The sequence below is a fragment of the Hymenobacter cellulosivorans genome (genome assembly GCF_022919135.1).
Taxonomy (GTDB): Bacteria; Bacteroidota; Bacteroidia; order Cytophagales; family Hymenobacteraceae; genus Hymenobacter; species Hymenobacter cellulosivorans.
This window is the reverse complement of record NZ_CP095049.1, coordinates 3,574,470-3,587,627: the sequence shown is the minus strand read 5'-3', so window position 1 is coordinate 3,587,627 and position 13,158 is coordinate 3,574,470. Positions and strand designations below refer to the sequence as shown.

At 62.6% G+C, this 13,158-nt stretch carries 5 protein-coding genes; all 5 read right to left on the bottom strand.

Annotation, left to right across the window (positions count from 1 at the left end; genetic code table 11):
• Positions 1-45: 45 nt before the first annotated feature.
• The 5 genes from MUN80_RS15160 to MUN80_RS15140 all read right to left on the bottom strand — a co-directional run bounded on the left by MUN80_RS15160 (position 46) and on the right by MUN80_RS15140 (position 12,768).
• Positions 46-3,582, bottom strand: a complete 3,537-nt coding sequence (locus MUN80_RS15160) for a malectin domain-containing carbohydrate-binding protein (protein WP_244714240.1) — start codon at positions 3,580-3,582, stop codon at positions 46-48.
• Between the two features lie 211 nt (positions 3,583-3,793).
• Positions 3,794-6,625: a glycoside hydrolase family 95 protein gene (locus MUN80_RS15155; protein WP_244714239.1), complete on the bottom strand. Its 2,832-nt coding sequence runs from the start codon at positions 6,623-6,625 to the stop codon at positions 3,794-3,796.
• A 74-nt stretch (positions 6,626-6,699) separates the two neighbouring features.
• On the bottom strand, positions 6,700-8,220 hold the full coding sequence (locus MUN80_RS15150; RefSeq protein WP_244714237.1) for a glycoside hydrolase family 28 protein: 1,521 nt from the start codon (positions 8,218-8,220) through the stop codon (positions 6,700-6,702).
• 193 nt (positions 8,221-8,413) lie between these two features.
• Positions 8,414-9,973 carry an MGH1-like glycoside hydrolase domain-containing protein gene (locus MUN80_RS15145; RefSeq protein ID WP_244714235.1) on the bottom strand — a complete coding sequence of 520 codons (1,560 nt, stop codon included), beginning with the start codon at positions 9,971-9,973 and terminating at the stop codon, positions 8,414-8,416.
• Between the two features lie 17 nt (positions 9,974-9,990).
• Positions 9,991-12,768, bottom strand: a complete 2,778-nt coding sequence (locus MUN80_RS15140) for an alpha-d-galacturonidase (protein ID WP_244714233.1) — start codon at positions 12,766-12,768, stop codon at positions 9,991-9,993.
• Positions 12,769-13,158: the final 390 nt, after the last annotated feature.

Genomic DNA, 13,158 nt, shown 5'->3' with positions numbered 1-13,158 from the left:
CTTCGGCAAGCTCAGCATGACGTTCTTACCTACCAACAATTACCCTTACTGCACTTCCAAACCCGACACGCTCAGCCCGGCGGCGTCGATGGCGGTGAGGCGGACGTTGTAGCTGCCCGCGTTGATCATGGTGGCGGTAGAGGACGCCAGGTAGTTCCACTTGCCGGGCTTGGAGGGCAGCAGCTCCACGGCTTCTTCCCGCAGCAGCGTGCCGTCGGCGGCCGATACAGTCAGCTTGCCCTTGAGCGGGCGGGTTAGTTGGTTGGCGTAGCGCAGCGTTAGGGAATAGGTATCGGCCACACCGACCTGGATTTTCCACTCCACGGCCCCGCCAGTGGCTTCCTTGAATGTGAGGCTTTCCTTGGCGTGCACGATTTCTTTCACCACTCCTGGCCCCGTTATGCGGGCTGTAGCCGGCTTGTAGCCGGTTATGGCTTTCAGGTCGTAGGCTGGCTCGATGGTCGTGGCGCGGTTGACGGCCACCAGATAGTTACTGCCCGCACCCAGCGCTACGGTAGCGCCGGGCGCAAACCGGCGCCGGTACACGCGGAAAAGTCGGCCGCCGGTCTCGTTGGTCGTGAGCGTGGTTTTGGTGTCTTCGTATTCTTTGAGCCAGGCAGGCAGGGCTTTCTGCGGCGCGTCCAGACTGATGTAGACATCGGCAGCGGTGCTGACTTGGAAGCTGGCCAGCGGCTCGCCGGCGGGCAACTGTTGGGGGCGGCGTAGCCATTCGGCTCCGTACAGGGCCGAAGGCAGAGCACTAATAGCCACGGGCGAATCGGTGTAGGGCTGGTTGCCGGTATCGAGCCAGGTTTCAGCGGTCCACTGCGCAGCTGCCCCCGGATTGGTCTGTTGCAGGCCGCTGATTACCGACTGGGGCGCGGGAGCGGGTTTCAAACCGGCATCGAGGCTGGCAATGGCTATAGCCGAAACTACAGCTTGGCCCGAGGCCACGTGCGGAAACGACACGACCAGCTGCCCGCCAGTGACGTGCACCCGCACGGTCTTTTTTAGGGCCTGGTCGTGGCCGGCTTCCTTCCAGATGTCCAGATCTTTGAGCACCGTTTCGTTGTTCACGGCCACATCAAACAGGCGCCAGCTAGTGCAGTCGAGGCCCCCACCGGTACCCAGCCAGGGCTCCACAAAGTACAGCTCCACGAGGTAGTCGCCATCGGGCACGGGGAAGCTGTAGCGCAGCTTTTCGCGGCCGTAGCGGAAATCCTGAAACAAAGGCCAGTCGGTAGTGCCGCCGATGGGGTCGTGGGTGCGGCGTTGACTGGCAAAGAAGGGCGAGAGGCCAGCAAAGTCCTGGGTCCACGACTCCGAGCCCCAGGTGGCGGGGCCGGTGCGGGGCTGGTCGGCCAGCCAGCGGCTACCGTGCCGGTCCACGTAAGCCGGTCCGCCGCAGTTCACGCGGTAGAGGTAGTTATAGTTGGGTTGGGGCGCGGTCAGGGGTTGAGCACCGGCCCGCAGCTTGTCGAAGTTGGGCGCTGGGGGCAAGTGGTGCAGCACGATGACGTCGCGCGCCACGGCCTTGCCGGCCACATAGCCCACGGCGTAGAGCACGTTGTAGCGCACCTCTACCCCATCCCACTGAAAGTGCGTGCCGATGCCGGAGCGGGTTTTGCGGCCCAGAGAGGCGGCGTCCACATCATTAAAGAGCTCTACCTCGTCGCAGTTGGAATACACAATCAGGCTGTCCTGACGGCCGGGCTTGAGCCACCGGTCGGGCCAGGTGTGGGAAGCCAGGTACACCATGGGCTCCGTGGTTTTGGGGGCGTAGTTGGCCCGGAACATGTAAAATGCGTCGGTGGGCTCTTCCCAGGGCGTGAGCAGGCCTTTGTAGTTTACCGGCCCAATGCGGTCTAGCTCCCGCTGCCCTTCCCCACCCTGCACCCGGCCGGGATTGTCGTGGGAGGTCAGGAGCCAGAAAAAGTGGCCGGCGGTTTTGTCGCGGGCGGCTTCGGCCAGGCGCACTTTGAGCTCCATGAGTTGGGTAAACCGGTCTTCGCTGAACGGCCCGGTGTTGAAGGCCGGCGGGCCTTCCGAGTGCAGATCCAGGGTGCGCCAGGCGCCGTATTCGCCGATGAGCACCTGCCGCTCCACGTCGGCCGCGTACTGGTTTGGGTCGCCACCGTAGGTACCGGTCCAGTTCTGGGGCACGTCCCAGTCGGTGCCCTGCCCCCCATTGCAGGTCGTGACTTTCCGCTCCCGCGAAGCCGTGGGGTCGAGCTGGCGGATCAGGGCGGTGCATTCCCGGGCGAAGTCGGCGGGCAGGGTGCTTTCATTTTCCAGGCCCCAGAGCACTACCGAGGGCGAGTTGCGCCGCTCCTTGACCCACTCGGTAAGCAGAGTCTTAAAATTCTGGCGAAACTCCGGCGTGTCGTACCACACGTGGGCTGCCAGCTGGGGCCACCACAGCCAGCCCAGGGAGTCCCAGTTGGCCTGGTAGCGCAGGTTGTGGGGCTGGTGGGCGTCGCGGAAAGCGTTGAAACCGGCCGCTTTCATCTGCCGCACGCGGGTACGAATCTGAGCGGCCGAAAAGGCGTGGCTCTGACCCAGCAGGTGCTCGTATTCGGCAATACCGTTGATAAATACGGGTTTGCCGTTGAGCAGAAACTGCTTTTGCCCGGCCGCCGCAGCCTTGCCAATCGGCCAGCTGATCCAGCGGATGCCGTAGGGCGTCTCCAGCTCATCCAGCAGCTTGTTGCCGGCGCTGATGCGGGTTACCAGCCGGTACAGATACGGGTCTTCCACCGACCACAGGTGCGGCTGATTCAGTTGTGGCAGTTGCTGGCGCAGCTCGGCCGTGGCGCCGGCTGCGAGTTTCCGCTTGCCCCGAATTTGAGCCACTACCCTCCCCTGCCGGTCGAATAATTCGTTGAGCACGGTCAGCGTCTGGGCCTTGGGGCCGTAGTTTTTGACTTCCGTTGTCACCTGCAGGCGGGCAACCTGAGCGTTGAGCGTAGAGTCGGCCCAGATGTGGACGCCGAAGGGCCCGATGCGCACGGCATTGGTAGAAACCAGCGTAACGGGCCGGAAAATACCCAGGGGCTGGGAGCCTTCCGAAAAGCCCCGCTCCTCGGAGCAGCCCCCGCAGACCCAGGGCAAGTCCTGAATGCCGGCGGGGTGGTCGGCGCGCACGGCCAGCACATTGGGGCGGCCGTCGGTACGCAGCGCCTCAGTGACGTCGAGGGTAAAGGTAGTACGGCCCCCGGCGTGGCGGCCTACGAGCTTGCCGTTGAGCCACACGGTAGCGTAGGAGCCCACGCCTTCGAAGAACAGAAAATGGCGCTGCTGGCTTCCGGTAGCCTTGGCGGTGAAGCTTTTGCGGTACCAGGCGTAGCCGTGGCGGTTGCCGTGGCGCTGGCGGCGGTAGCCTTCGTAGGCGTCCCAGTTGTGGGGAACGGCCACCGTCTGCCAGCTTTGGTCCTGGAAATCAGCCTGCTCGAAGCCAGTATACACCTGGCTGTTTTTGTCGTCGGCCACGGTGCGCCAACCGTCGATGAGCGGCAGTTCGGTGCGCACTGCCGACTGGCCGGCTGCCGCTGTAGCGGCCAGCCAGGACAGTAGAAAGAGCAATAGGCGCAGGCAGCTTGACATAAGTGGAATGCTACTGATTGAAAGACCGTCCTGTTGAGCCCCGCGCAGCATCTCTGCCGCAGTAGTAACTGATTTTACCATTGCACGCAAGATGTCTCGCGGAGCGCGACAGGACGGGCTGGGTTGGTCATTGAAACGAAGCCGCAGGGATGCTTCGGTAAGCTCAGCAGGACGACCAGCTTGGGATACTCTATTTTCCATTGCCCAAGAGTTGCAAGCTGCCATTCAGGCGGTAGGTCTTACCGGTTTTAGTAGCCAGACTACGCTTTTGGCCCGCGTAGCGCAGTTCGCAGGGCTGGCCGGCTTCCGACTTAATTTCAACCTGCTGTAGCTGCCCGTTGCTCCAGCGCAGGTTCACCACGAAGCCGCCGCGGGCCCGCAGGCCGCGCACTTCGCCGCTGGGCCAGGCGGTAGGTCGCGCTGGCAACAGCTCCAGGTAGCCGTCGTGGCTTTGCAGCAGCATTTCGCCCATGCCGGCCGCCCCGCCGAAGTTGCCGTCAATCTGGAAGGGCGGGTGGGCGTCGAACAGGTTTTTGTAGACTCCGCCCTGCTCACTGCCGGTGGCGTTGTCGGCCGGGGAAAGCAGCTTTTCCAGGATGCGCAGGGCGTGGTTTCCGTCGCGAAAACGGGCCCAGAGGTTGACTTTCCAGGCCAGGCTCCAGCCCGTGCCCTCGTCGCCGCGCTGCAATAAGGAGGTGCGGGCCGCTTCCATTAGCGTAGGGACGGTGGCCCAGGTAATGTCGGCGCCGGGAAACACGCCCCAGAGGTGGGACACGTGGCGGTGGGTGTCCTGGGGGTCGTCCCGGTCTTCGAGCCACTCCTGCAGCTGCCCGTGCCGCCCGATGTGGTTGGGAGCCAGCTGCCGGGCTTTTTCTTCCAACTCCCGCTGAAAACCGGCTTCCACGCCCAAGGTCTGAGCCGCGGCGCGGGTCGTGCGAAACAGCTCCCGGATAAGCTGGTGGTCCATGGTGGGGCCGGCGACCAGCCCGCCGTGCTCGGGCGAGTTGGACGGCGTGCTGATGAGCTGGCCGGTGCGCGGGTCCTTGACCAGGAAATCCAGGAAAAATAGCGCCGCCTGCTGCATCACGGGGTATTCACGCCGCAGGAATTTCTCGTCCTGGGTAAACTGGTAGTGCTGCCAGATGTGCTGGCTGAGCCAGGCCGCGCCCGTCACCCAGATGCCGTGGTTGGAGGCATTGATGGGGGCCGTGCCCCGCCAGATATCGGTGTTGTGGTGCAAGACCCAGCCGCGGGCATTGTAGTGCTCCTTGGCCGTGACCTTGCCCGCTTCGGCGGCTTCCCGTGTCAACCCGAACAGTGGCTCGGCGCAGGCAGCCAGGCCCAGCTGCTCGGCGGGCCAGTAGTTCATTTGCAGGTTGATATTGGTGGTGTACTTACTGCCCCAAGACGGGGTCAAGGACTCGTTCCAGAGGCCCTGCAAATTGGCGGGCTGCCCGCCGGGGCGGGACGAGGCAATGAGCAAATAGCGGCCGTACTGCTGATACAAAGCCAGCAAGCCCGGGTCGGCCGAGGTGCTGAATTTCAGAATCCGCTGGTCGGTGGGCAGGGCTTCGTTCGGGCCGTGACCCAGGTCCACGGCGTAGGTACTGAACAGGTGCTGGTAGTCGCGCACGTGCTCGGCTTGCAGCTTGTCGAACGACTTGCCCCGCAAGCCGCGCAACGTTTGCTGCACCTGCTTTTCGGGGTTGGCATCAGCCTTTTGATAGTTTACGAAGCTGGTGGCCGCCATCAGGTAGAAGGTTGCCTCGTCGGCGTTTTCTACCTGCAGCTGGTTTTCCCGCACGGTCACCTTACCACCCTTGGCCTCCACCCGCAGGTAGCTCACGCCCCACAGCACCCCGTCGCGCACCGGCACGGCCAAGGCCAGCGTATGGTCATCGACGCGGTAGGTTCGGAAGTTGCGGTGGGGGCTTTGCAGGCGGGCCGTGAAGCTGACGCGGCCTGTTGAGGTGGCCGTCAGCCGGCCGCCAACGGCATTGCGCGGAGCACTGGCGAAATACTCCCGGGTGAACTGAACGCCGGCCTGCGTGTACTGGGCGCGGGCCAGGGCCTGATTTATATCGAGTTGGCGCTGGTAGCCAGTCACCGCGCCGGTGGGCGGGAAGTCCAGCAGCAGGTCGCCGAAGGGCTGGTAGGAAGCCTGGTAGCTCGGCGCCAGCGGGGGCTCCTGATCCTGCACCCAGTACTGCCAGGCAGGACTTAGGGCCACGCCCACGGTCGGATCGGCGCCTTCGGGGTAGGCCACAAACACGGGCTGCTGCTCTTTAACCCCAATCAGGCCGCCCTTGTCGTAGTAGTTGAGTACCTGAATGGTCACCTCGTTGCGGCCGGGGCGCAGCACGGCAGCCGGCACCCGGTAGCGCCGCTTTTTGCTGATGCCCTCGTCGGCACCAATGCGCAGCCCGTTGACGTAGGTCACGTCCTGGTCGCGGATACGGCCCAGACTGATTGTGAGGTCTTTACCAGCCCATGCAGCGGGTAGCTCAAAGGTGGTTTTAAGCCAAACCACGCCGTCGAGGCCCTCCAGGCCCAGGCCGGCACTTTCCCAGCCATTGAGCGTCGGAATGGCTATTGGTTGCCAGCCCGGGGCGGCTTGGGCCTCAGTGACGGTGACGGCCTGTACTTTTTGCAGCCAGGCAGCTTTTTCGGCGGGGTAAGTTTCCTCATGGTCGCGCCGGCCCATAAACTGCTCGGCGGCCAAGACCTCGGCTTCCTGCTGTTTGCCTTCCGCGAGCAGCTGCCGGATGCGGGGCAGATACTGCGCGGCCCCGGGATGGGCATAGGCGCGGGGTCGGCCGGTCCAGAGCGTGGCCTCGTTGAACTGAATTCTCTCCTGAGTTACCCCGCCGAAAATCATGGCACCTAACCGGCCGTTGCCGATGGGCAGGGCATCGGTCCACTTCTCGGCGGGCTGGGTGTACCAGAGCGTCAGCGGACCCGGCTGGGCCGCGGCAGAACTCAGGACAAGCCAGGAAAGGAAAAGCAGCGGCAAACGGAGCATACGGCGGAGCAGACGAGGGTTCCCGCAGAGGAACACAGAGGGTTTCGCAAAGGGCGCGGGGAAGGGCAGGCAGCTTAGTTAACCACTACTTTTTCCGGTACGGCCGCATCCTGGCTAACTGGGGTCTTCAGCGCTTTGAAGTGGTTATTTTGCAGCACGATGTTGCGGGTTTTGGCGCCTTTGAGCTTGAGAAAGGTTTCGGTGCCGGCGGCCGGGAAGGAATTGTAGACGAAGACGTTTTCGGTGTTGGTCAGCTCCACCACCGGCGTAGCGGCAGGCAGGGCGCTGCGCAGGCCATCGAGGCGCAGCTCCTGCACGTTTTCGGCCCGCAGTGCCGGGCCCAGCTGAGGATTCACCTGCACGTTGTGAAAGGCAATGTTGCGGGCTTCCTTGACCGTGAAGCCCTGTTTGGCGTCGATGTTGATATTCGAAAACGTGACGTTTTCGATGGGCATTTCCGCGAGGCCGTTCAGGTAGCCGGCCTGGTTGCCTTCGGCCGTGATGTTGCTGAAGTGAATATTGCGAAACCGCGGGGTGCGCTCCGACACGGGCTCGGCCGGGGTTTTGGCGTACTGCATATCCAGCACGATGACCTGCTCCCGAATGTTTTTCATCACAATGTTATCCACCCGGATATCCTCCACCACCCCGCCCCGGCCCCGGGCCGTTTTGATGCGGATGCCCCGGTCGGTACCGTCGAAAATGCAGTTGGTGATGGTAATTTTCTTGACTCCGCCCGACATTTCCGAGCCAATAACCACCCCGCCGTGGCCCGAGAGCATGGTGCAGTTGGTGATGGTGTAGTTTTCGGCCGGCACGTTCATCTGCCGCCCGGCCCGGTCCTTGCCCGATTTGATGGTGATGCAGTCATCCCCAACGCTGATGTGGCAGTCGGAGATGTGCACGTTGCGGCACGACTCGGGGTTGATACCGTCGGTATTCGGCGACTTGGGGTTGTTGATGGTGACGCCCGTAATGGTCACGTTTTCGCAGAACTCGGGGTTTACCGTCCAGAACGGGGAGTTGCGGATGGTGATGCCTTCGATGCGCACGTTTTTGCAGTACATGGGCTGAATGAAAGGCGGGCGCATAAAGCCCCGCTCCATCACGCCGGGCTCGTCGGGCTTGAGGATGTTCTGGTTGAGCCGAAAAAACTCCTGCTGCCACTTCGAGTCCTGGCTGGCCCTGGACTTACCTTCGGCAAAATCCCACCACTTCTTGCCCTGCCCGTCGATGATGCCCCGGCCCCGGATGGTGATGTTCTCGGCCTTGTAGGCGTAAAACAGCGGCGAGAAACTGGTGATGTCAATGCCCTCGTAGCGGGTGGGCACCATGGGCAAGTAGTCGTCAAAATTGTCGCTGAAGTAAAGAACTGCCCCGGCGTCAATGTCGATGGTGATGTTGCTTTTCAGATGAATCGGGCCGGTGCGGTACTTGCCGGCCGGGAAGTACACCGTGCCCCCGCCGGCCTTGCTGGCCGCGGCTATAGCCTTTTTGATGGCCTCGGTGCTGAGTTTGGTGCTGTCGTTGCGGGCCCCGTACTTGAGCACGTTGTAGTACTGCTGGGCCTGGGTTGAGATTGTGCAGAGCAGCAAAAGCAACGTCAGTAGCAGACAAAGCGCCTCCCCCCCGACCCCGCATCTGCTTGAAGCGCAGACTCCAAAGAAGCAGAGGGGGAGCCAGGCGTATTTTTATTCGTATCCATAGTTAGGGAGTTCAGATATAGACTTTCCGTTCTATTATCGGCTGGCACTCCTCTGCTTTTCGGAGAGGGGCCGGGGTGAGGCGCTACAACTTGGCCGTCAGGCGCTGCAGCTTATCGGTCCGCCCGATTTCCTGGCCGTCGGCAAACACGCGCAGGCCGGGGCCCCTGCCGTACTTCTGACCGGTTTTGTCCCAGATAACGGTGAGCAGGCGGCCGTGGTAGCGCACCTGGTCGAGGCAGAAGTAGTCCCACTGGCCCTCGGGCACCAGGGGAACTACTTCTACCACGTTGTCGGGGCGGGGCTTGAGGCCGACTAGGCCGGTGATGATGAGGTCGGCGAAACCGGAGTGGTTGTAGTAGCTGCTGCGCGGGTTGTCGCCTTTCAGCCACTCGCCGTTTTTCTCGTCCTGGTACTCGCCCAGGTAGGGCTGGCCGTTTTTGCGGTGCGACAGGGCGTATTTGCGCAGCTCGTCGTAGTACACCTGCCGGCTCATGCCGTCCTGGTGCTTGTAGGCGGTGAGCAGGTTGGCCAGGCCTTTCAGGGTTTGGGTGGTAGCGTAGGGCCACACGGCCCCGTCCCACTCGCAGCCGTGGCCCGAGCCGTGGGTGCGGAAGCCGGGGGCGCGCCGCTCGGCCGTAGTCAGGCCCCAGGGCGCCCGGAAACCGCCTTCGTCGGTGAGCTGCTCCCACTGCTTGGCGTACTTGGCCTTATCGTCGGGCAGGCTGAAGTACCACGGGATGTAGCCCAGCTCCTCGCGCCACTCGCAGAGGCCGCCTTTCTCGTACTGCACCTTGAAAAACGCGGCTTTTTCGTCCCAGAGCACGCGCTGCACGTCGGCGCGGAGTTGCTTGGCTTTGGCGGCGTACTTGCGCTGCAATGAATCATTTTTCGCCAGCTTGGCCATGGCCGTCAGGGCTTTGGCGTTACCGTACATGTAGGAGTTGATGGTTGGGCGCACGTTTTTCACCTTGCGCCCCCCGCTGATGGATTCTTCCATGGCGTCCTTCACGTCATACTGCCAGAACATGCCAGAAGGCAGCATCCGCTCTTTTTCCCAGAGCTTGTAGTCCGCATTCAGGGCCGGCAGCAGCTCCTGCACCAGCGGCTTGTTGGGACTTACCAGGTGAAAACTCCATACCGCATCCTGCAGCCAGCTGCTGAAGCCGTGCAGCCGGGGGGCGCTGCGCTTCGAGTCCACATAGAGCCAGAACTTGGTGTACTGCTCAATGTACTGCGGGTCGTGCAGCCAGCGGCCTTCGTAGATATGGTGGCCCAGGGCGCTGCTGATGGTGTTGTGGGTGCCGCCGTGCTTCATCGGGGTGATGAACTCGGTAAACACGTAGCCGTCGGGCGTCTGCTTGAGGTGCTTGCGCATGCACCACCAGCGGTAGTAGTAGGTGTGCTGCAAGGCCGAGTCGGGGCACTCGAAGCGGGGCACCTGCTGGCTCATCCAGTCGGCCGCTTGCGCGTTAGGCACCAGGTTTACCACGTCCTCTTTATCCAGCTCGTTGAAGCGGGCTACGTCGGCGCGCAGGGTAGCGTCGGTCAGCACGAAGCCGGCCGGGGCCGTTTGGGCGGCAGCGGGGCTGGCTGCGCTCAGCAGGCCAAGGACAAGTAAAAAGCCGGAGACGGGGAATTTCATAGGTAGGGGCAGCGCGGTTATTCAAACAGCCAGTCCAGCTCGCCATCCTTGTTGGCGGCGCCCAGACCGGCGTTGTAGGTGCGGATGGGCTCCTCGGCCGGCACAAAGCCCAGCAGCAGGGCGACGCCCTTGCCCAGATTGAGCGTATGCGTACCGGCCTTGAAGGAATAGGTATGCACGTTCACGGGCGGAAGGCCGGCCACCGTCACGGCATTGCTGATTTTAATATCGGCCTGCCCGTAGTCGTTGGCGCTGGCGTCGATTTCCAGGGTCGGCACGGGCAGGTAGCGCGGGCTCTTGGCGTTGAAATAGCCCACCAGCAGCTTTACCGGCTGTTTAGTAGTAAAGCGCAGCTCGGTGCCTTTGCGCATCTGGGCCTGGTCGAGGCGAATGCCTTTGAGCCCGGCCAGTTCGGGGGCCAAGGCTGTGAGCAGCACGGTAGTATCGGCGAAAATGGACTGGCCCGGCCCGGACCGGAAGCTGCCAGCCTTGCTCAGGATGGTTACCGGGGCGTTGCGCAGCGGGCTGGTATCCACCATGGTCAGCTGGGCGTTGGTGGATTTCAGCTGGGTTAAGTGGCCCTGAAAGCTGGCCAGCTCTTTCTGGTAGACGGGCAGCATTTCGGCCCAGGTAATGTAGGTGGCATCCACGCCGCGCATCGGGATTTTGCGCTGGGCCGTCTGCATGCTGTTGGCGTAGAGGTAGGTATCCTTGGTCAGCTCCACCATACGTTGCCAGTGCTGCACGCTGCGCACCAGGTAGGGCTCGGCGGCCTGCAGGTCGGCCATGTTTTTGGAATACTTGTAGCGCAACGTCAGCAGGGCGGCCTGCACCTTGTCGGCGTAGAAATTGGCCAGGGCCTGCTGGCAGTACAGGTCGTTTTTGACCCGGGCAAATTCGGCCTGGTTCTTTGTGACAGCCGGCGCCGCCCGCTCAATTGCCGCCACAGCGGCCTGGCCGTGGGCTACCACTTCGGCCGCCACCTGGGGCGGGGTTTCACCGATGTGCTTCTCCCCTTTCGCCTCCTTTTCGGCGTACTCGATAATCATCTCCCCTTCCGGCGCTTCCGACTCATAGAGCAGCGTAAACAGGCCGTAGCGCCGGGGGTTGATGAGCTGGGTCATGAGCATGCCCAGGGTCAGGGTCTGGCGGTTGCCGTCGGTGATGCCGTAGCGGCGCAGCAGCTTGGGCTCAATCTCGCCGGCCTGTTCGTAGGCTTCCAGCACCTGCTTGCCAGCCGCGGCATCGGTGCCGAACTGCTGTCCCAGCTGCTGGCCCCAGTAGTCAATTTCCTGCGGCCGGGGCCGGTCGGCTTTCCAGGCGTAGCGGGCCCACTGCTTGTACCAGAGCCAGTCCCGGTCCACCTGCAGCAGGCGCTCGGGCGTTTTGTCGGCGGTGTAGGGCCAGTCCCAGTACGAGGCCTGGGGGTAGAGGTGCAGGCCGTTGGCCCCGTAGGTACCGTGCATGGCCTGCACTGATTTCTGGATGAAATCGGCCGAGCCGTAGCGGAAGGGCTCCAGGTTGGCCAGGATGTGGACGTTTTCGATGTGGACCGAATTCATGCCGCTCAGGGTGCGGTGCAGCTCGGCCCAGGAACCCCGGGGCGTATAGGTGGTCAGGGCCTCGCCGTTGAATTTGGCCTCGGTATACAGGTTCTTGTACAGCGGCAGCGCGGCCTTGATAACCCGTGGGGCATCGGTGTCGTGGGCGCGCAGCACGATGGGCGGCTGCTCGGTCTGGCCCAGGGCCCGCAGGCCGTCCTGCACGCCGGGAATGATGGTTTGGGTAAACCAGTCCACGTCGTCCTGACCCACGCCTTCCATGGCCTCGCCCAGGGCTACCATCAGGCCCACGTTGGGGTATTTCTCCACGAAGGCAGCAATGGACTTGCGGGTGTAGTCGCTCAGCAGCGGGGTAATGGGCCGGGCCCGGTCCTGGGTTTTGATGCCGTGGTGCTCGGCAAAGGGCTTGGAAACGATGATGTTGTAAAACATCTGAATCACCCAGATGCCGCGCTTATCGGCCTCCTGCGCCAGGAAACGGTACATTTCCTCGTTCTTGCGGAACGTCGCGTCGTCGACTTCCACCGCGTAGGGGTAGTCCTTCAGGCGCACCAGGGACGCAAAGGGGTGGCCGTTCCAGAGGTAGAGCGAGTTCATGCGGTTGTCGGCCAGCATGTCGAGGTACTTCACCCACAGGGCCTTGTCGTAGAGCCAGGGAAAGGTTTCGGGCGTATAGGGGTACTCGTACACGGTGCGCCCGGGCAGGTAGTACGGCTTCTGCACCCCGATGCAGGCCCCGCGCAGCACCATTTCGGGCTGGTCGGTCAGGCGGATATTGCCACTGAGCTTTTGCTGGCTTTGGACCTGCTCGGCCAACTCCAGGCAGCCGTACAGTGCCCCAGTGTTGTCGGCTCCGCTGATGAGAATCGTATTTTTGTCGGCCGATACGATGGCAAAGCCTTCTTTGCCGGCAGCCTTGGCTTGCTGGGCATGAAGCACCGAAGCGGCCTGCTGCAGCAGTGCATCGGTAGCGCGGCCCACTATTATCAAGCCTTTTTTGCCGCCAACTTTGTCCTGCTCCGTGATATTCACCTTATACCCAACTGCCCGCAAAGCCGTAGCCAGCCGCTCGGCCCCGTAGCGCAGGCGGGCGTGGGCCTTTTTAGGCAGCACGATGGTGCGCTGCCCGGTGGCCGAAACCGGCCCGGCAGCCTGAACGCAGAGCGAGGAAAGCAGCAGGCAGCCGAGCAGAACATAACGAGTGGCAAGGTGCTTCCACAGACTCCGGCGCATACGACTTGAAGTTAGGCTAGGAAAAACGCTTCAGAAGTCCGGCCGGGGCAGCATGGGGCTAGGCCAGGGCAGAAAAGCGGAATAAAAGGCCTCAAAGGTATCCGCGGGCGGGGCCGGGGTCTTATACCATCTTCTCCGGCTCTTGTAGCATGTTGCCATCGGCCCATTTTCCAGCTATGGGCTGTTCTTAACGGCTTTTTGTCAGGAGTGAGTATTCCCTCACCGGGGCCCAGGACAGAGCCTTATCCATGCGCTTGTACCTACTACTCTTGGCAAAGGGGCTAATCAGCCGCAAAATCAGGCTTGCGTCTATAAGGAGTAAACGAGTATCCGTTCAAGCCTCGTCCGCTGCCAAGAGGGAGCCGTCTGAAACAGAGCCTAAGCCTCGGA